Source organism: Hoeflea phototrophica DFL-43, from assembly GCF_000154705.2.
Classification (GTDB): Bacteria; Pseudomonadota; Alphaproteobacteria; order Rhizobiales; family Rhizobiaceae; genus Hoeflea; species Hoeflea phototrophica.
Genome location: NZ_CM002917.1, coordinates 2862881 through 2883258 on the forward strand (window position 1 = coordinate 2862881; position 20378 = coordinate 2883258).

15 protein-coding genes are annotated in these 20378 nt (G+C 59.7%); 9 read left to right on the forward strand and 6 right to left on the reverse strand.

The genetic code is table 11. The features are described 5' to 3' along the window. Nucleotides 1–27 precede the first annotated feature (27 nt). On the reverse strand, nt 28–1557 hold the full coding sequence (locus HPDFL43_RS13590; protein WP_007197935.1) for an ABC transporter substrate-binding protein: 1530 nt from the start codon (nt 1555–1557) through the stop codon (nt 28–30). Nucleotides 1558–1579: 22 nt separating this feature from the next. Then, nucleotides 1580–3154: a phytoene desaturase family protein gene (locus tag HPDFL43_RS13595; protein WP_040449235.1), complete on the reverse strand. Its 1575-nt coding sequence runs from the start codon at nt 3152–3154 to the stop codon at nt 1580–1582. A gap of 138 nt (nt 3155–3292) precedes the next feature. On the opposite strand from HPDFL43_RS13595, the gene HPDFL43_RS13600 reads away from it, so the two are divergent. The 5 genes from HPDFL43_RS13600 to HPDFL43_RS13620 are packed head-to-tail and all read left to right on the forward strand — an operon-like array spanning nt 3293 to nt 9932. Then, nucleotides 3293–4084 (forward strand): cyclase family protein, encoded by a 792-nt coding sequence (locus tag HPDFL43_RS13600; RefSeq protein ID WP_007197937.1) that lies wholly within the window; start codon nt 3293–3295, stop codon nt 4082–4084. Nucleotides 4085–4118: 34 nt separating this feature from the next. Next, nucleotides 4119–5696: a phytoene desaturase family protein gene (locus HPDFL43_RS13605; RefSeq protein WP_040449236.1), complete on the forward strand. Its 1578-nt coding sequence runs from the start codon at nt 4119–4121 to the stop codon at nt 5694–5696. After that, complete coding sequence (locus HPDFL43_RS13610) at nt 5693–6184, forward strand: MarR family winged helix-turn-helix transcriptional regulator (protein ID WP_007197939.1); 492 nt, start codon at nt 5693–5695, stop codon at nt 6182–6184. The genes HPDFL43_RS13605 and HPDFL43_RS13610 overlap by 4 nt, the downstream gene beginning before the upstream one ends. 18 nt (nt 6185–6202) lie before the next feature. Then, complete coding sequence (locus HPDFL43_RS13615) at nt 6203–8350, forward strand: thiamine pyrophosphate-dependent enzyme (protein ID WP_007197940.1); 2148 nt, start codon at nt 6203–6205, stop codon at nt 8348–8350. A 4-nt stretch (nt 8351–8354) separates the two neighbouring features. Continuing rightward, nucleotides 8355–9932, forward strand: coding sequence for an indolepyruvate oxidoreductase subunit beta family protein (locus HPDFL43_RS13620; RefSeq protein ID WP_084594659.1), 1578 nt, complete (start codon nt 8355–8357; stop codon nt 9930–9932). 195 nt (nt 9933–10127) lie between these two features. On the opposite strand, the gene HPDFL43_RS13625 is transcribed toward HPDFL43_RS13620, so the two are convergent. Beyond that, entirely contained in the window at nt 10128–11735 is a 1608-nt protein-coding gene (locus HPDFL43_RS13625; RefSeq protein ID WP_007197942.1) for an ABC transporter substrate-binding protein, read from the reverse strand. A gap of 411 nt (nt 11736–12146) precedes the next feature. Between HPDFL43_RS13625 and HPDFL43_RS13630 the strand changes: the two genes are divergently transcribed. Genes HPDFL43_RS13630 through HPDFL43_RS13640 form a run of 3 tightly spaced genes read left to right on the forward strand, consistent with a single transcriptional unit; the run spans nt 12147 to nt 15659 of the window. Continuing rightward, a complete protein-coding gene (locus HPDFL43_RS13630; protein WP_040449237.1) occupies nt 12147–13127 on the forward strand; it encodes an ABC transporter permease in 981 nt (326 codons plus the stop codon). Then, on the forward strand, nt 13124–14044 hold the full coding sequence (locus HPDFL43_RS13635; RefSeq protein WP_007197944.1) for an ABC transporter permease: 921 nt from the start codon (nt 13124–13126) through the stop codon (nt 14042–14044). Before HPDFL43_RS13630 ends, HPDFL43_RS13635 begins: the two co-directional genes overlap by 4 nt. After that, complete coding sequence (locus HPDFL43_RS13640; protein WP_007197945.1) at nt 14034–15659, forward strand: ABC transporter ATP-binding protein; 1626 nt, start codon at nt 14034–14036, stop codon at nt 15657–15659. The genes HPDFL43_RS13635 and HPDFL43_RS13640 overlap by 11 nt, the downstream gene beginning before the upstream one ends. A gap of 48 nt (nt 15660–15707) precedes the next feature. On the opposite strand, the gene HPDFL43_RS13645 is transcribed toward HPDFL43_RS13640, so the two are convergent. Continuing rightward, nucleotides 15708–16424: an HAD family hydrolase gene (locus HPDFL43_RS13645; RefSeq protein ID WP_040450201.1), complete on the reverse strand. Its 717-nt coding sequence runs from the start codon at nt 16422–16424 to the stop codon at nt 15708–15710. A gap of 78 nt (nt 16425–16502) precedes the next feature. Between HPDFL43_RS13645 and HPDFL43_RS13650 the strand changes: the two genes are divergently transcribed. Then, nucleotides 16503–17456: an alpha/beta hydrolase gene (locus HPDFL43_RS13650; protein WP_007197947.1), complete on the forward strand. Its 954-nt coding sequence runs from the start codon at nt 16503–16505 to the stop codon at nt 17454–17456. A gap of 25 nt (nt 17457–17481) precedes the next feature. Here the strand turns inward: HPDFL43_RS13650 and HPDFL43_RS13655 are convergent, their stop codons facing one another. Continuing rightward, nucleotides 17482–19500, reverse strand: a complete 2019-nt coding sequence (locus HPDFL43_RS13655; protein WP_007197948.1) for a CocE/NonD family hydrolase — start codon at nt 19498–19500, stop codon at nt 17482–17484. Nucleotides 19501–19575: 75 nt separating this feature from the next. Further along, nucleotides 19576–20337 carry a Crp/Fnr family transcriptional regulator gene (locus HPDFL43_RS13660; protein WP_007197949.1) on the reverse strand — a complete coding sequence of 254 codons (762 nt, stop codon included), beginning with the start codon at nt 20335–20337 and terminating at the stop codon, nt 19576–19578. Nucleotides 20338–20378: the final 41 nt, after the last annotated feature.

Consider the following 20378-nt stretch of genomic DNA (forward strand, 5'->3'; position numbering starts at 1 on the left):
CGGACGGCGGCCAATGCTTTGCGAGGCTTAAGCCCGCTTCATCAGATGCGGCAGCAGCGCGCCGGAAGCATGCGGCGTCACCGAGACGCCCGGCGCATGCAGGATCGGCTGAACATACTGCAGAAGCGGAATCACCAGCGCATTTTCTGCGATGTACTTGTCCACGCCCTTCCAGCCCTCGATCCGCTTGGCCTCATCGGCTTCGCCCCAGAGCGGGCCGATCATGCCAATCAGGTCCTCACCGTCCCACACCGAGTGCGGCGACGGGCCGAACATGGCAAAGCCGGTCGATGTGGTCGGATCGCCCACCGAGTTGCCCCAGTTGTAAAAGGCGGCCGGCGCAAGCTGGTCCGCGGCGCGCAGTTCGAAATGCTTGGCAATTTCGTAGACTTCGATTTCCGCTTCGATGCCAACCTTGCGCCACAGGCCAACGATCGCCTGGATCATCTCGTAATCCTTCGGCTTGAAGCCGCGCGTTGTCTGGATCTTGAACTTCACAGGATTGTCCGGCGAGTAGCCTGAGGCAGCCAGCAGCTCCATAGCCTTGTCAGGGTCATAAGGAACCTTGATCGAAACGTCATAGGACTCGTATTCGGGCGTCTGAAGCGTATCGATGGCCACACCGTAGCCCGACAGCAACCGGTCGATGATGAGCTGCTTGTCGATCGACATCGCTGCCGCCATACGCACATTCGGATCGAGCATGGCGTCAATGTCGTTGAGGAAGATCATGCCGATATCGGAGATCGGCGCTGCTGTTCCAGCGACATTGCCACCACCCTTGAGCCGGTCATACTCTTCATAGGGCATTTCCAGGGTGACGTGCGAGTTGCCAGATTCAACCTCGGCCACCCGCGAGGCAGCATCGGTGACGAACTTGATGGTCACCGTCTCAAAATCAGGTTTACCGCCCCAGTAGTTCGGGTTGGCCTTCAGACGCACGAACGCATTGCGCTCGAACTTGTCGACCATGTAAGGGCCGGTGCCGATCGGCGCCGCCTCAAATCCGTCCGCTCCGACCTTTTCGTAATAGGCCTTGGGCAGCACGTAACCTGTCAGGAAGTACATCCATTTGAAGATGGTCGGCTCGAAGCGAGCGACATCTGCAGTCACGGTGTTGCCTTCCGCCTTGATGTTGGCAAGCGTCGACCAGACGAACTGGATCGGGTTGCCGGTCGCCTCATCCGCCGCGCGGGTCAGCGACCAGGCGACATCTTCAGCTGTAAATGGCGACCCGTCATGCCAGGTCACGCCTTCGCGTACCGTCATCATGATCTTGGTCTTGTCATCATTCCAGCCCCATTCCGTCAGCAGGCCCGGCGCCGGGGAAAGATCCGGTTGCTGCAGGATGAACTGGTCGAAAACCGACTGATAGATACCCTGGATCGTCGGATTGACGGCGGACGGTCCAACGGTTGGGTCCCAGGACGGCAAATTCACGTTGTAGGCGATGACGAGTTCTTCAATCCCCTGCGCGAGCGACGGACCGGCAAAGGCAGTGAGCGCCAGAGCCGCTGCCGAGCCCTTGAGGACCGTGCGACGAGAAACCTGTTTCATGCTGTTCTCCCTGTTTTTATCTTCACTTCCCGCCCAATTTTTGAGCGAGCATATATCCGGAGCCCGCGCCGGTGCCCGCGCCGGGCCAGACACTGGCTCCGGTGAGATGCAGTCGGTCGACGGGGGTTTTTCCCGTGGCGTGGCCCAAGGCCGGACGGAACAGGAAATTCTGTGACAGATGATGGCTGCCTGCGATCTGATCGCCGCCCACGAGATTGGGATTGTCCGCCTGCAAATCGAGCGGCGAGACAATCGCGCGTGAGCGGATCTTGGATTTGAAACCGGGAGCATGCCGTTCGATGATGCCAAGCGCCCGCTCGGCATAAAGGTCCTTGACGACAGCCCAGTCGGTTTCTGCGATTTCGCCCGCGGCATCACCGGTAATCTCGCCAGGAACCATGCGCACCTGCACCCACAGCACATGCTTGCCCTCGGGGGCCCGGCTCGGATCAATGACAGTGGGCTGCCCCACCACAAGCACCGGCTCATCCGGCAGAAGCCCTGCCTTGGCCTGCTGATAGGTCCGCGCCATCTGATCAAGGGATGGCGCGATATGGACGTAGGCGAATTGCTTGAGCTCCTCACCGGCCGTCCAGTCGGGCAGACCATCAAGCGCCAGATGGATCATCATGGTACCCGGCGCATGCGAGAACTTGCGCATCTTGCCGTCAAAATCACCGTCACCAGATGCGCCTTCAAGCAGATCCATCAAACCACTGGGCGCGACATTGGCGATCACCGCGCGGCTCGCCTTGATCTCGGAGCCGTCCTGCAAGGCAATTCCGCTCGCCTTGCCGTCCTTGCGCAGCACCTTGGCAACACGCTGACCGCAATGGATTTCGCCGCCGGAAGCTTCGATCCTGGAGATCAGGGCGCGTGTAACCGTGCCCGCACCACCCTTGCCGATCACCATGCCGAATTGCTGGTTGGCCATCGATTCAAGATACGGGAACACCGCGCCACCTGCCATGTCAGGCGCAAAATCAAGATGCATGCCCCAGGCAGCCAGCGTGGCGCGAACATGATCGGATTCAAAGGTTTGGGTCAGGAAAGTACGTGGCGAGGAGATCAGCATGCGCATCAGCTCCACTGTCCAGGCAAACCCCTTACGGTAAAGCGCCTTGGCGAGCAGCCGCCCTTGTATATGCATTTGCATGGGACTTCCGAGAAGCGCGAAGACATACTCCGCGGTTCCGGGGAACTCCTCGCACAGCCGGTCCCAAGCCTTCGCATCGGCTTCGGAAAACGCTGCAATCCGCGCACGGGTCTCGCCCGGGCCGGTGCTCACCCCAAACCATTTCCCATCATCAAAGACGCTGGCAAAGCAATGTGAGACAGGTGCGAACTCAAGCCCGCGCGCTGTCAGATCTTCACCATACGCCTTAAAAAACGCAGATCCTGCAAGGAGACTGAGATTCATCGCGGCCCAGTCGTGAAGGAAGCCAGGCTCGGTCAGTTCGAGTGTCTTGACGGCCCCGCCCGGAATGTCCGCCTGCTCAAAAACACCCACACGCCATCCCTTAGCACCAAGGTGTACGGCACACGCCAGACTGTTGATGCCTGTCCCGACAATGATTGCGTCGTAGTCCGATCGCACAGCGAAAACCCTCTGTTCAAGATTTATAATTGCAAATGCATATTATTCTGTCTAGCTTATTATTTATTGGATCATGCGACGGGCGCAACGCCCTCTCGCGATTGCTGTTGCCTAGGCCACGTCAGGGGAGTGAAAGTAATGAACGCAACCGATGCACTTGGAAATCTCGCCACTATGCTGCTCGAAGGAAAGGTCGAAGTTGTTGATCTTTCAAGCCCGCTGGGTCCAGACACCCCGCTGCTCCAGCTGCCCGAGGATTTTGCAAAGAACACACCAAAGATCGAGATCCACAAGATCTCCGAATATGACAGTGATGGTCCGTTCTTTGCCTGGAACTGGCTTAAGCTCGGCGAACACTCCGGCACCCATTTCGACGCCCCGCATCACTGGATCACCGGCAAGGACTATGTTGACGGCTACACGGATTCGATCCCGCCACAGAATTATGTGGCACCGGTCAATGTGATCGACTGCTCCGCCGAAGTCGCAGCAAACCCCGACTTTCTGCTCGATGCCGCAGGTGTCAAGGCATGGGAAGCAAAGCACGGCGACATCAAGCCCGGCGAATGGGTGGTGATGCGCACCGATTGGGATTCCCGTGTTGGCGATCAAGACGCCTACCTCAACGCCGATGAAACCGGTCCGCATTCGCCTGGACCGAGCGTTGATTGCATTCAGTACATCCTGTCCAAAGGTGCGATCGGCTGGGGCACCCAGTGCATCGGCACCGACGCAGGCCAGGCCGGCGGCATGGAGCCACCCTACCCGGCTCATAATCTGCTGCATGCAGCCAACAAATATGGCCTCGCCTCGCTCGCCAATCTAAGCAAGCTGCCGCCAAAGGGCGCAATTCTGATTGCGGCCCCGCTCAAGATCGTCAAGGGCACCGGAAGTCCGATCCGGGCCATGGCTCTGGTCCCCCGCTCATAAGGCGGCGCGGACCCGGTCCGGAGGAATGGAGTACATGGCAGACCATGATCACATCATTGTCGGCAGCGGCATCAACGCACTTGTCGCGGCCGCAATGCTGTCAGCCAAGGGAAAACGGGTTCTGGTGCTCGAACGCGGCGACCGCTTCGGCGGCTGCATGCGCACCGAGGAGATAACCCTGCCCGGTTTTCATCATGATGTGATGGCTGCAACCTTTGTTCTCTTCCTTACGTCTCCTGCCCATGCCGCGCTCGGAGCTGATCTGGCGCGGCATGGTCTCGAATTCTGTCACACGCCGCATCCCACCGCGGTGCTCAGACCGGACGGCTCGTCTCTGGTCCTGACCACAGACCGAGCCGCGAACATCAAAGCCTTCAATGCCGTTTCAAGTGGCGATGGCGACCGCCATGCTGCCGATGTCGGCGCGATCGAGGCTGACGCTCCGTTCCTGTTTGCACTTCTTGGCGGCGAGCTTTGGAGCTGGCCGACCGCAAAGCTGCTTGCGGCCCAGGCCTGGAAACGTGGCATTCGCGGTCTTGCTGCCTGGATTGGAGAGGCTTTGCGCCCAATGCGGGCCTGGCTGGAAACGGGTTACAGCTCAGAGCTCACCCAGGCGCTCTATGCCCCTTGGGTGCTGCACACCGGACTGACCACCGAATCCGCTTATGGCGGCCAGATGGGCAAGGTGATTGCCTTTGCCCTGGAAGCCGCTGGCGCACCAGTGGTCAAGGGCGGTGCGGGCCAGGCGGTCGCGGCCTTCAAATCGCTGATCGAAGCAAATGGCGGAGAGTTGCGCGCCAACTGCGATGTCGATCAGATTGTCGTCGAAAACGGGCGCGCCACCGGTGTTCGGCTGGCGGACGGAACCACAATCCAAGCTGGAAACGTTATCTGCTCCGTCGCACCCGGCCAGCTCTATGGCCGCCTGCTGCGAGATCAGACAAAACAGCTTCCGGACGCGACCGGCCAGAACCTGAGCGCATTCCGCCATGGCCGTGGCAATTTCCAGCTGCATTACGCCATCGATGGCCCGATCCGCTGGAAGTCCAAGGGCCTTGAGGAAGTGGCCCTGATTCATCTGGCCGAGAGCATCGATTCCGTTTCCAAATCCTCCAACGAGGCCGAGCGCGGGATGCTTCCCGAAACGCCCACTATCTGCGTGGGACAGCCACACCGGCTGGACCCATCCCGTTGTCCGGAAGGCAAGTCGATCCTGTGGCTGCAAATTCCAGACGCACCGCGAATGATCAAGGGCGATGCAGCCGGCAAGGTCGCCACCAGCGGCGCCTGGGACGAGGCCACCCGCGAGGCCTTTGCAGACCGGATCGAAGCGATCCTGGCAAAGCACATCACCGGCTTCAAGAAGAGCGTTCTGGCACGCAAGGCCTACTCACCAACAGATCTTGAAAGCATGAACATCAATCTGGTCGGCGGCGATCCCTATGGCGGCGCTTGTGCGCTGGACCAGTTCTTCATCTGGCGCCCCTTCGCCGGCAGCGTCAACAATTCGACCGCGATCACGGATCTGCACCACATCGGCGCCTCGACCCACCCCGGGCCTGGGCTTGGAGGCGGCTCCGGGTTCCTGCTTGCCAAGAGGTTGGGCGCATGAACGAGATCAAACCAGACGCCAATGTGAAATCCGAACCGCTGCCAAGGCTTGGCGAGATCGGCCTGTCAAACTTCGCGCCCTATCTGATGAACCGCATCATGGGCCGCTACAATGCCGACCTCCGGCAGGAAATGAACGGCCTAGGCCTGACCACGCCGAAAATGCGTGCGCTTGCCGTGCTCTCAGTGATCGACGCACTGCCGATAACCGAACTGGCCGTCTACGCCGTTGTCGAACAGTCGACGCTCAGCCGCGCGCTTGATCAGCTGACGGCCGATGGTCTGGTCAGACGCGATCCCGATCCCAAAGACAGCCGGGTGACCCGGATTGCAATCACCGACACTGGCCGGGCCGCCTATGAGCAGCTGTGGCCAACCATGTCCCGGATCTATTCGCAGATGTTTCACGGCATCTCGCCTGATGAACGGCAGCTCTTCGTGGCAACGCTGCAGAAGATACTCGGCAACATACGCAAGCACGATTTTTGATCACGGGAACCCGAAGCCATGGCTGAACGCTCATTCGCCAAGGAAGTCCAGAAGCTCAAGATCGGAGATGGTGAGACCTTCTCCGGCGAAGGTATTCTGGCGTTGACCAAGGCGCTTCTGGAAGCCGGCGTCGGCTATGTCGGCGGCTATCAGGGCGCGCCGATCAGCCATCTGATGGATGTGCTGGCGGATGCCGAGGAAATCCTCAGCGAGCTTGGCGTACGCTACGAAGCCAATGCATCGGAAGCCGCAGCAGCAGCAATGCTTGCTGCCTCGGTGCACTACCCGATCCGCGGCGCGGTCACCTTCAAGGGCGCGGTCGGCGTCAATGTCGCCTCCGATGCGCTCGCAAACCTGTCATCTTCGGGCGTCACCGGAGGCGCGCTTGTGATCATCGGCGAGGACTATGGCGAAGGCTCTTCGATCATGCAGGAGCGAAGCCATGCATTTGCGATGAAATCGCAGATGTGGTTGCTCGATCCGCGTCCCAACCTGCCATCAATCGTGCAGTCTGTGCATCAGGGTTTTGAACTCTCGGAAGCCACCAACACGCCGGTGATGCTGATGGTGCGGATCCGCTCCTGCCATGTCACCGGCAGCTTTACGGCCAAGGACAACAAACGTCCGCCCTTCAGTGTCAAGGATGCGCTCGCCAATCCCCGCAGCGATTACGCCCGCGTCGTGCTGCCGCCGATGTCCTACATGCAGGAGCATGACAAGATCAACAATCGCTGGCCCGCAGCCCAGGCCTATATCCGCGAGCACGGCCTCAACGAGATGTTCGGTCCGCGCGAGGCTCCTGTCGGGATTGTGGTCCAGGGCGGCATGTACAATGGCGCCATCCGCGCGCTGCAGCGCCTCGGCCTTGCCGACATCCATGGTGAGACGGAAATCCCGCTCTATGTGCTCAATGTCACTTACCCGCTGGTCAATGACGAGTTCCTGGAGTTCTGTGAGGGCAAGTCCTCGGTCCTGGTGGTGGAGGAAGGCCAGCCTGAATTTATCGAACAGGCGCTTGGCTCAATGCTCTACAAGGCAGGCAGCAGCCTTGCACTGCACGGCAAGGACATGCTTCCGATGGCCGGCGAATACACCGGCCAGGTGATGCTCGACGGGCTGGAAGCGTTTTTGAAGAAAGCAGCGCCCGAGTTGTTGCCGGCACGCCTGCGTGCGCCCAACAGCGAACACAAACCGGCACTGCCGGATCTCTCCAAAACGGTTCCGATCCGCCCGCCGGGCTTCTGCACCGGCTGCCCGGAGCGGCCCATCTTCGCCGCCATCAAACTGACCGAAATGGAGCGCGGCAAGCACCAGATCGCCGGTGACATCGGCTGCCATCTGTTTGCCACCCTTCCCCCTTTCGAAATCGGTGGCTCGACCATGGGCTATGGCCTCGGCCCCGCCTCCAACGCCGCCTTTGACGGAGGCGGCGAGAAGCGCTCGATCTCGATCCTGGGCGATGGTGGCTTCTGGCACAACGGCCTGTCCTCCTCGATCGGCAATGCGGTCTACAACAAGTCAGACGGCGTCATTGTCATCGTCGACAACTTCTATTCGGCGGCCACAGGCGGACAGGACATCCTGTCTTCGCGTGCGGACAATGCTTCCAAGGCCACGGGTCACCCGATCACCGACGCGGTCAAGGGCGTGGGCGTCAAATGGGTCCGCCAGATCGACCGCACCTATGATGTGCCCAAGATGCGGGAGATCCTCAACGAAGCCCTGACCACGGACCATGTCGGGCCCAAGGTCATCGTTGCGTCATCGGAATGCATGCTCAACAAGCAGCGTCGCGAAAAGCCGTTGATGAACAAGGCGATCAACGAAGGACGGCGGGTTGAAAAACCGCGCTTCGGCGTCGACGAGGACATTTGCACCGGAGACCACGCCTGCATCAGACTGTCGGGCTGCCCCTCACTGTCGCTCAAGAAACTCGACGACCCGCTACGCGATGATCCCGTCGCCAGCATTGACCAGAGCTGTGTGGGCTGCGGCAATTGCGGCGAGGTGGCCGATGCTGCTGTGCTCTGCCCATCCTTCTACCGCGCCGATGTGGTGCACAATCCCGCCCCGCTCGAACGCGCTCTGAGTGGCTTCACAGCAAGCGTGATCTCATGGCTGCAAAGCCGCCGCACCCGCCGCCGCATCGAATTTGTTCAGGGTTGATCGCATGGCAAAGAAATCCAAATCCGCGCTTCCAGCCAAACCGCTCGATCCCGCGCTCGACCAGATCATAAAACTGGCCGTGATGGCTGTCGGTGGTCAGGGCGGCGGCGTGCTCACCAACTGGATCGAGGACACGGCTCACCGCAATGGCTATGCGGTCCAGGCCACGTCTGTAGCTGGCGTGGCCCAGCGCACCGGTGCCACCATTTATTATATCGAGATGGCGCCGGCGGGAGACCGCGCTCCGGTGTTTTCGCTGATGCCCGCCGCCGGCGATGTCGATATTCTTATCGCCGCGGAAATGATGGAGGCCGGCCGCGCCATCATGCGCGGTTTCGTGACCCCCGACCGCACCACGCTGATCGCTTCGTCGCACCGCGCTCTTGCCGTGTCTGAAAAAATGATACCCGGTGATGGCATCGCTGATTCAGATGAGGTGATTGCCGCAGCGGAGATCGCCGCACAACGCTTCATCCTGTTCGATATGGACAAGATGGCTCTCGATGCGGGGTCGGTGATATCTTCGAGTCTGTTCGGTGCGCTCGCCGGATCTGGCACTCTGCCGTTCCCGCGAGAGACGTTTGAGGAGGCGATCACGGCATCCGGCCGTGGAGTGAAGGCCAGCCTGAAGGCCTTTGCCGCCGGCTTCGAGGCAGCCAGCAACGGGGTGGTTGAAGCCTCTTCGTCCAAAGGCAGCACGCCAAAGGCCAAAGCCAACACACCCTCGGGGCCTGAGAAACTGCTCGCGCAGTGGCAAGCGCTTGAAACCCGAGCCATGGCACTGCCCGACGGCGCGCGCGACATGGCACTAACCGGGCTGCGTGCCGTGGTCGATTTCCAGGATATCGACTATGGCGCGGACTATCTTGACCGGTTGGAGCGCATCGCAAGCGACGACGATCCGCACAAGGACCATGAGTTCACCCGCGAAGCGGCGAAATATATTGCCAAGGCAATGGCCTATGATGACGTCTTCCGGGTCGCAGATCTGAAGACCCGAGGCAGCCGCTTCGCCCGTGTCCGAGGTGAGATCACACCGGCCGAAGGCGCGCGCATGAAGCTGACTGAATTCATGCATCCCCGCGCCGAGGAAATTGTCGGGATGATGCCCGCACGTTTGGGCCGGAAGCTCTCGCGAAGCGAGCGCGCCATGAACCTGATCGACCGCATCTTCAACAAGGGACGCAGGCTCCGGACAGACCGGCTGCTGCCTTTCGCCCAGCTCTACATCCTTGGCGGGCTTCGCAAGTATCGCCGCGGCACGCTGCGTCATGCGATCGAGAAAGAACATATGGAAAACTGGCTCGAACTGGCGATGAATTACCGCCGGGTCGACTATGCACTGGGCGTCGAGACCCTGCGCAATCGGCGCCTGGTCAAGGGCTACTCCGACACCCACACGCGCGGGCTTTCGAAGTTCGATCGCGTGATGGACGGTGTGGCGTTGCTGGCCGGCCGCAACGATGCCGCACATTGGTGCAACCTCCTGCGCGAAGCGGCTCTCACCGACGAAAAGGGCGAACAGCTGAAGGCGCTCTCAAGACAGTCAGGTCCATCGCCGGACAGGGTGAAACCGCTGTAAGCAATTGAATCGAACTGCCCAAAGCTCGCCTTAAACCTCTGATTTCCTGGTCTATATTCAACCAGAAACCTTTCTGTGCTGGCTCAAGTTCCGCGCAATTTGCCAAGTTCAGATCAGCCATTCAAGCCAGTCCCCTGCCAACAAAAACGGCCGCGGATCTCTCCGCGGCCGATCTCTATCAGGCTATGCCTGAGATCAGGCAAACCACCAACGTTCGGCAAGCTTGCTGCCATCGCTGGTCCAGTTTGCAGCAATCTTTTCGTCATGCGCCAGGGCCTTGGAATGCGCATGAATGAAGCTCGCCCACATGCCGACAATGGCACCGCCATCATCCTGCAGAAGCTTCTGAGCTTCCCAGTACTGGTCCTTGCGCTTGACCTCGTCCGTTTCGGAACGGGCCATGACCACCAGTTCATTGAACTTCTCGGCAGACTCACCGGTCTTCCACGCAGTGTCATTCCACTCCGTATCGGCGGTATAAGCTGCCGAATACATCCAGTCCTGGGTCGGACGGCCACCCCAGTAGCAGGCGCACCAGGGTTTCTTGTTCCACACATTGGACCAGTAACCGTCGCTCGGCTCGCGAACGATCTCGATGTCGATTCCGACTTCCTTGGCGGATGCGGCAATCAGCTGAGCGGCATCAATTGCACCGGTAAAGGCAGAATCTGAAGCCGAAAGCTGGATAGTGCCCGAATGGCCGGATTTCTTGTAGTGGAACGCGGCCTTATCGGCGTCGAATTCATGCACCGGCAGTTCGGTGTTGAAATAGGGCATCGACGCATTGACCGGAACATCATTACCAGCTTCGCCGTTCCCCAGCAAAATCTTGTCCACCAGCTCCTGACGCTTGATCGCATATTTGAGCGCCATACGAAGATCGTAGTTGTCGAATGGTGCGGAATCGACCCGCATCGGGAAGGTGAAGTGCTGCGTTCCTGTGGTCTTGAGAATGTTGAGTGTCGGAACCCGACCCAGCAGCGCGACGGTCTTGGCATCGACATTGTCGATGAAATCGACATCGCCGTTCATGACAGCGTTCTGACGCGCGGTGGTGTCGGCGAGCGTGATGAACTCGACTTCATCAAAATGCGCACGGCCTTGCTTGAAGAAGTTCGGATTGCGCTTGAGCGTCGTCCGGACGCCGGGCTCGAACTTTTCGATGATGTAGCCGCCGGTGCCGACCGGGCTGTTCGGATCTTCGATCTCGCCGTTGACCGTCGGCATGATCATGATGTGGTAGTCGGAAACGATGAACGGGAAGTCGGCATTTCCGCCGCTCAGTTCAAAGATGACACGGTTGTCCCCGTCTTTCTTGATTTCGGTGATACCGGTCAGCAATCCCTTAGCCGCGGACTTGGAATCTTCACCACGATGATAGTTGAAGGTGGCGATCACATCATCAGCAGTCAGAGTCTTGCCATTGTGGAATTCCACGCCCTGGCGAAGGTTGAAAACCCAGGTCTTTGCACCGTTTGATGCTTCAAAACTCTCGGAAAGCTCAGGAACGAGTGTTCCGTCATTGTCGATTTCGGTCAGCTGGTTACCGCGCGCATAGTTCAGCGCCTGAGTCATACCGTGCTCGGAGGTACCGGCATCAAGCGTATCTGTGGTCGAACCATAGGAGGTTCCATAGCGCAGCTTGCCGCCCTGTTTCGGGGTTGCCGCGAGCACATTTGTAGCCAGCGTCAGAGCCGAAGGAACCGCCAGACCGGCAGCGATTGCAGCCCGGATAAACTGCCGGCGGTCGATCTGGCCTTCGCTAAGCCAGCGGGCCTGCTTCTTAAGATATTCGTCTTTCATTGTTGCACTCCGTTTCGTTCCCGTTTGTCTTCTTTATCATGGTCACACTGCGTGCGACGTGATTGCAATTTCGCCTATCCTCTCCGGATGGAGGGATTTGTCAACAACCCGAGATAACCGAACGGTGCCAGACATTTGCCGTGTCAGCAGCGACAGCCCGTAGTGCAAACAAGACATCAATTGCGGTTAAGGCAATTTCCGGTCCGAATTTGAAGAGCCCAGCCGCCTGCAATACCTCGTCAGGATACACTCCTCGCCAAACGGCGCAATCAACCGGTTTACAAATCGCATCTCGCAAGACAACAATGTGACGCCGAGACGGAGTGGACAGAACACTTCGAGCCTGGCTAACAATGTCAGGTGGCGGCAAGTCCACCAAAGCAGATATATAAAGATCGAGGGGCACCGCAATTGAACGCTGTTTTGGCTACGATCCTCAAGCGTCTGGGATTGGGTATCGCGACCTTGTTCGTCGTATCCGCCATCATCTTCAGCTCCATTTCCATGTTGCCTGGCGACTTTGGTGAAGCTGTTCTTGGGCAATCGGCTACAGAGGAAACCGTTGCCGCATTCCGCAAGGAGCTGGGTTTGGACAAGCCTGCCCCGGTCCGATATTTCGAATGGGTCGGCTCAGTCCTCACCGGTGATCTGGGGACATCCTTTTCAGGACGCAATGCATCCGGCCAGGACCGCTCCCGTGCGGTGATCGACCTTGTGGCGCCGCGCCTCTGGAACACACTTTTCCTCGCCGGCGTCACGGCTTTGATTGCCGTGCCGCTGGCGCTGTTTCTGGGTCTGACAGCAGCGCTTTACCGGAATTCAGTCTATGACCGCACAGTCAATGCAGCCACGCTGACGACAATTTCCACGCCGGAATTCTTTGTCGCCTATATCCTGATCCTTTTCTTCGCCTCTCTCTGGCCGGTGTTTCCATCTCTGGCCAATGTCGATGCCTCAACCGAACTTGGCGAGCGGCTTTACCGGATAGCACTGCCTGCACTTACCCTCACTCTGGTAATCGTTGCCCACATGATGCGCATGACCCGCGCTGCGATCATCAATCTGCTGGCCAGTCCCTATATCGAGATGGCACGGCTCAAGGGCGCTTCGCAGTCAGAAATCATCCTCAAGCACGCGCTTCCAAATGCCTGGGCGCCGATCGCCACCGTCATCGCCTTCAACCTTGCCTATCTGGTTGTCGGCGTCGTCGTCGTTGAAGTGGTGTTCGTCTATCCCGGCATCGGGCAATTGATGGTCGACGCCGTAACCAGCCGCGACATACCTGTTGTACAGGCCTGCGCCCTGATTTTCGCGGCAACCTACATCATCCTCAACCTGACCGCCGACGTGATCGGCATCATCACCAACCCGCGATTGTTGCATCCCAGATGAGTGAACCGACACAAACCTACGCCGCCGCCGCGGAAGTCGGCGCAGTCCGCAAACGCAGAACCCGCATGGAGCGTATCGGGCTGCTGCTCAAGTCCGCGCCACCAAGCGCCTGGTTCGGCATGATTGTTATCAGCCTGTATATTCTTGTTGCCGTGTTCGCGGACGTGATTGCCCCTTACGGGGAAGCGGAAATCCACCCGGTGCCTTTCGCCCCCTGGGGCGGAGAGTTCTTTTTCGGAACGGATCAGATCGGTCGCGACGTGTTGACCCGGCTTATCTACGGGGCCCGCAACACAATGGGCATTGCGCTGGCCACAACGTTTCTGTCTTTTCTAATTGGCGGCGGTCTTGGACTCGTTGCCGCCATCAACCGCAGCTGGCTGGACCAGGCCCTCAGCCGGTCGGTCGATGTGTTGATGGCGATCCCGAGCCTGATCTTTGCGCTAATGCTGCTGTCGATCTTTGGCTCCACCGTTTCCAGCCTGATCCTGATCATCGCAGTGCTCGATTCGACCCGCGTTTTCCGGCTAACCCGATCCGTCGCCGTCAATGTCGCGGTGATGGATTATGTCGAAGCCGCCCGGCTGCGCGGAGAAGGGCTGAGCTGGGTGATGCGCCGGGAAATCCTGCCAAACATCCTGCCGCCGCTGATCGCCGAGTTCGGGCTTCGGTTCTGTTTCGTGTTCCTGACCATCGCCGCCCTCTCCTTCCTGGGTGTCGGCATTCAGCCGCCGACTGCGGACTGGGGCTCGATGGTGCGTGAAAATGCGTCCCTGATCCAGTTTGCCAAGTACGACATCACTGCAGCAATCACGCCGCTGCTGCCGGCGGCGGCGATCGCGCTTCTCACGGTGGCGGTGAACTTCATCGTCGACTGGTTCCTGCACAAGACAAGCGGACTTCGCGATGACCAATGATCCCAACCACGCCGGTCGAGGCGAGATCTTGCTTGAGATGCGTGACATCCGCATCGACGGCTATTCCGATGAAAGCTGGCACGACATCATCAAGGGCGTCGACCTGACGCTCCGACGTGGCGAAATCATGGGGCTCATCGGAGAATCAGGTGCCGGCAAATCAACGCTGGGCAAGGCTGCCATGGGTTACACCCAGCCCGGTTGCCGGCTCACCGGCGGCTCGATCCTGTTTGACGGCATCGATCTGGTGAAAGCAAGTGACAAGGAAAAGCGTGCCCTCTGGGGCACACGCATAGCCTATGTCGCGCAATCGGCTGCAGCATCGTTCAATCCCGCCCATCGGCTGATCGATCAGACTGTCGAAGCAGCCAACCGCCGCAGTGTCCGCTCTGACGCAGAGTCCCGCGCTGACGCCGTGGAACTGTTCAAGGCGCTTCAACTCCCCAATCCGCAGACCATCGGCAGCCGATACCCGCACCAGGTATCAGGCGGTCAGTTGCAGCGGGTCATGACTGCCATGGCGATGTCGCCGCGCCCCGACCTGATCATCTTCGATGAGCCAACGACCGCGCTTGATGTCACAACCCAGGTCGAAGTGCTTTCCGCCATGCGCACCATTGTCGAGCAGTTTGATACTGCGGCCATCTACATCACCCACGATCTGGCGGTGGTGGCGCAGATGGCAGATTTCATCAAGGTGCTGCGCTACGGTGAGGAGGTCGAGCAGGCCCCCACCCGGCAGATGCTTGAAACGCCTTCGATGCCCTATACCAAGTCGCTCTGGTCAGTCCGCGCCCTTGAGAAACCGGAAGTCAAAGGCGAGGACATCATCCTGTCCGTCAACAACGTGGATGCCGCCTACGGTGATCTGAAAGTGCTGCATGACGTCTCGATATCACTGCCACGCGGGCGAACCGTGGCCGTCGTCGGAGAATCCGGTTCTGGAAAATCCACCACGGCACGCGTCATCACCGGACTTTTGCCACCACTCGCCGGCAGCGTGACGTTTAACGGCGAGCCCCTGCCAGCCGCCTTGAAGGACCGCAGCAAAGATCAATTGCAGCGCATCCAGATGATCTACCAGATGGCCGACACTGCAATGAATCCGCGTCAGACCGTTGAAGACATCATCGGCAGGCCGCTGGAATTCTACCTGGGCCTCAGGGGTAAAGAGCGCGAAAAGCGGATCATCGAGCTGCTCGAGATGATAGAGCTGGACGAGAGCTTCATGGATCGGCTGCCGTCCGAACTGTCCGGCGGCCAGAAGCAGCGTATCTGCATCGCCCGCGCGCTGGCGGCAAAACCAGACATTATCATCTGCGATGAAGTCACCTCGGCGCTCGACCAGATCGTCCAGGAAGGCATCTTGCAGTTGCTGCTCCGGCTGCAGCGGGAATTCGGCATCACCTACCTCTTCATCACCCATGACATCGCCACGGTGAAGGCAATTTCGGATGAGATCGTCGTGATGTTCCAGGGAGAGGTTGTTGAACAGGGACTGAAGAGCGAAATCCTCTCGCCCCCCTTCCCCGACTACACCAAACTACTCCTGTCATCGGTCCCGGAGATGGACCCGGACTGGCTGACCAACCTGCTCGGTGCACGAGAAAGCTGAACCCGGATCAGGCAGTACCAAGGCAAGACAGCCTTGAGAGCACCTGCGTCAGCGCGCGAGCAGCGGCGGCAGATCGGACACGGACCCGATACAGATATCGGCAAGTTGTGACAGAGCCTCACGCGTCCCGGTGCCTGACAACACACCAACCGCAGCCCCCGCACCGGCTGCTCGGGCCATCTCCATGTCATGACGGTTGTCACCCACCATCATGATCTCGGCTGGCGCAACGCCCAGATGCCGCGCAAAGCCCAGAAGCATACCCGGTTCCGGCTTTGGGCCATGGCCGCTGTCGTAGCCGGCGATGAAATCAATATGGTGTTCAAGCCCTAGCACCTCGACCGTGCGCCGGATGCCGTTTTCGCCATCACTGGACGCAATTCCGAGCTTGAAGCCGGAGGCTTGTAACTCACCCAAAAGCTGATCGAGATCGCAGATCGGCCAGGGCTTTTCTGCCCCCTCCACAAAGACCACATCCAGCAACGGCCCCAGATCGGCTGCATCGTAAGGACTGCCATGGGCAACCATGTGGGCCGCGATCTCGGCAGCATTGGCGGCGGCAAACATGCTGTCGCCCGCTGTCGCCCCAGTTTCGGGATCCATGCCGCAAGCACGCAACAGCCGGTCTGCGAGTTCGGTATCGCCGTCCGCAGCAAGCTGCGCTGACTTGCGGTTGGTTTCGGCCCATGTCCGGTCGAAATCGACAAGTGTTCCATCCTTGTCGAAAAGGATCGCTTTCAGGGAGGCGGAAGGCTGCCATGTCATATTCTGTTTTCCCGTTTGACAGATGCTGTGCATGGCGATTGCATGAGCGTCAACCGCCGATCGGAAAGGTCCTGACCATTGACCCAACGCCCCTCCCCCTATGACAGACTGCTGGACGCCGAGATCTGGGCTTTTGTGGACCGGTCACGCGCGCTCTACCCCGATGAAGCAACCGGTTTCGACCCCGCCGGCCAGCGCCGCATCTATGATGATTTATGCCAGGCCTTCGATGCGGGGCGACCGGAGGGAGTCGCGGTTGCGGACAGCAAAATCCAGGGCCCATCCGGATGCATACCGCTTCGTCACTACATGCCAGAGGCGGGAACCCCGCATGCCATGGTGCTCTACCTGCATGGCGGTGGCTTTGTTGTCGGGGGCCTCGACAGCCATGACAGCATCTGCGCCGAACTCTGTCAGCGCACCGGCTTCGCAGTGACCGCGGTAGACTACAGGCTGGCACCGGAACATGTACATCCGGCACAGTTCGAGGATGCGCTTGCAGCCTTCCTGCATGTTGCGGGAAACGACGCAATACCCGTGATCCTGTGCGGCGACAGTGCCGGTGGCAATCTGGCCGCCACCGTCGCCTGGGCAACACGAAACGCAGCGCATCGGGCAAAAGGCCAGGTTCTGATCTATCCGGCGCTCGGCAACGATGTGTCCACCGGAACCTTCGTGACCCACGCCGACGCCCCGATGCTCTCGACCGCTGACATGGTCTACTATGATGAAATCCGCGCATCTGGCGCGCCGCCAACCAACGATCCCGCCTTTACACCCCTGGCAGCCAAAGACTTCCGCGACATGCCACCGACCGTGGTGTTCACAGCGGAATGCGACCCACTGGCCGGCGATGGAGAACCCTATTGCGAACGGATCCGCGACGCTGGCGGCAAAGCCATCTGCATCGAGGGCCACGGGCTGGTGCACGGCTATCTGCGCGCCCGCCATTCGTCCGCAAAGGCACGGGAGAGTTTCTCCGCCATGGTCAAAGCGATCTCGGCACTGGGCAGCGATGATTGGCGCTATTGAACCAAGCACCGGAGCGTCGGTGCCCTCAGATGAACCGACGTGCGATCCGCTCGCTCCATTTGCGCTCAAACACTTGCGCGTCGTTCTCCGTCGCTGACAGGGTTCCGATGAGATAAAACCAGTTGCGGTCGCATCGCATTTCCATCTCCGCCACCGTGTGGGTGCGCCAGTCATCGCGACCGCCTGTTTGCTCCCAGCGAATATGCGCCGTTGCCGATTGCGGATCATCGGGATGGATCGACCATGTTTCGTGCGTGGTGCTGCCAGAGATCAGCCCATGCGCGAGGTCGCGGTTTTCGCCGGCATCATTGAAGATCACGGTTTTCACCACGCCGGTCTCCGGATCGGTCTCACTGCTCCGCACCGATTGGGATGGCCTGAGGTTCTCGTGCTGCCAGGGTTCGGCTCCAACCGGCTTTTCAAAGCTGCATTCGTCTTCGTCGGCAAGTCTGGTGCGAACCGGCAGCTCCAGCCTCCCAGCCTCTAGGAGGACCGTTGCGCGTTCAGGCGACGGCCAGATGAAGGGCCAGTAGCTGGTTGATACCGCAATCCGCAGACGGTGCCCGGCGGGAATACGGTAGGCGATCTGATCCAGTGTGACGATTGTCTCGAACGTCTCACCGGGTGTGAGCAACTCCGGCGTTTCACTCGAATTGCGATGTGTGAGATTGAGCACGCCCATGGTGATCATCGCGGACGTGCCGTCGGGACGCAGATCGCAGAGCCGAACAGCCAGCTGCGCCATCGGCTTGTCGGCGCTCAGCCGCAGTCTCAGTTTTGGCGCTCCGACAATATCCAGCGGCGCTTCAAGCGCAAAGCCATCAAAACATGCCGATTTGAGGTCATCCGGCGTCTGCTCGCCGGGGAACTCGGGCCCATAGGCGAAGGGGAAAAACTCGCCCGCCTCCGCACCGCAGTCAACAGGCGATGAAACCACCTCCGGCTCGCTCATCGACGCCTCGCCAAGGCTGCCATCGCCCAATGTCAGATGCGTCGTTTTGACAGCAGGCGATGGCCACTCGGTCTCGGCGATCCAACGGCCGGGCCGTGCGTCGAACCAGCGCTCGGGCGCAATCGAATCCATCAGCCAGGTGCGGTAGGCCGGCAGCTCACCAGCGCCGTTGTCCACACCCTTGAGCCAGCGGCCCCACCAGCGTTTGGCCTCCTGCAAGAAACCGATCCGCGGTTCCGGTCCGGCATAATGCGGGTACTTGTGAATCCACGGCCCGACGATGCCTTTCACAGGTGCCTCGATGTTTTCGACCAGATGCGAAATCGTGTTGCGATAGCCATCATGCCAGCCGCCGATGGACAGCACCGCGGCTTCGATCGCGCTGTAATCCTCGCACACCGAGCCATGCTTCCAATAAGCATCGCGCGTCTGCCGCGATATCCATTCCTGCGCGAGAAACGGCATGTTCTCCAACCGCTCAAGCCAGATCTCGCGCCATCGCTCGCCGACCAGCATCGGATCCGGTGGCCGCGAGGAATAGGACAGCATGTTCGCTGCCCAGCCAAAATTCTCGCCGAGCAGGCAGCCGCCCTTGAAATGAATGTCATCGGCAAACCGGTCAACGGTCGAGCAGATCGTGATGATCGCCTTCAGCGCCGGCGGCCGGAGGGCTGCGACCTGCAGGCCGTTGAACCCACCCCAGGAAATCCCCATCATGCCAGCCGTGCCAGAACACCAGGGCTGCGCCGTTGCCCAGGCAATCACGTCGCAGGCATCCTGCAATTCCTGCGGGGTGTATTCATCCACCATCAGTCCTTCGGAATCTCCGTTTCCGCGCATGTCGACGCGGACGCAGGCATAACCCTGCCCCGCCATCCAGGGATGGGTCAGGCTGTCACGCACAATGGTACCGTCGCGTTTGCGGTAGGGCAGATGCTCGAGGATCACCGGCACAGGAGCCTGTTCGGCATCCTTTGGCATCCAGATCCGTGCCGACAGCCGGCAGCCATCGGGCATGATGATGGATTGGTCCTCGATGACCACAACTTCGCGGTCGAACCCGGTTTCCACCTCCGGCATGAACGATGCCATTTAGCCTTACTCCCTGAAATCACTCAGGCAATCAGTGTCATGCCGGTACCAATTCGGCAACCCGTGAGCCAGCAATCAGTGAGCGGCGATGCGGTTGAGATCTTCTCTGGATTCCCCCGAATAGCGGATCAGTTCAGCGCTATCGAGCAGTTCGAAATGCTTCGAATCCACAATGCGAATAACATCATTGCGAGAAAGCATCTGAATATTGCGGCTCAGCGTCTCGGGTGTTGTGCCAAGGTAGTCGGCAATGTCCCGGCGGCTGAGCGGCACATGGACGATCGGATGCCGCGCCGCATCGCCACGCAAATGCTGGTTTTCGGACCGGCGGGAAAACACATAGATCAATGTGGCGACCCGCTGCATTGTGGTATGGCCATTGGTGATGGCCGCCCACTCGCGCGCGGCGTCCAGCTCGTCAAGCTTGGCCTTGTGCATTTCGTGCTCCACCTCGGGGTGGTCCGCAAGAAACCGCTCAAACGCCGGCCGGCTGATGGCGCACAGACTGACATCCGTCGCTGCCTCATAGGAGAACCGGGACTCTTCGGCAAACAACCGTCCGAAAAAATCCGATGGGAACAACAGTCCGACAATGTGGTCATCGCCATTGACCGAGGAGCTGGAAAGCTTGATCACCCCGTCGAAAATATTTCCGACAATGTCACAGGTCTCGCCTTGCGCCTGGATTACACTGCCCCGCGGATAAGTCCGCTGGTGTGCGATACGGTTGAGCTGCGCCATCGCATCGGTCGTTCCAGCCCTGCAGACGGTTCGGTTGTAAATGGGGCAATCGCCGCATTTGCCGCACATGCACGAGACATCAACCGCTTTGTTCATTTCAGGCCCCTTGGCGGTTCAGCTCCGATGATCATCTGCGG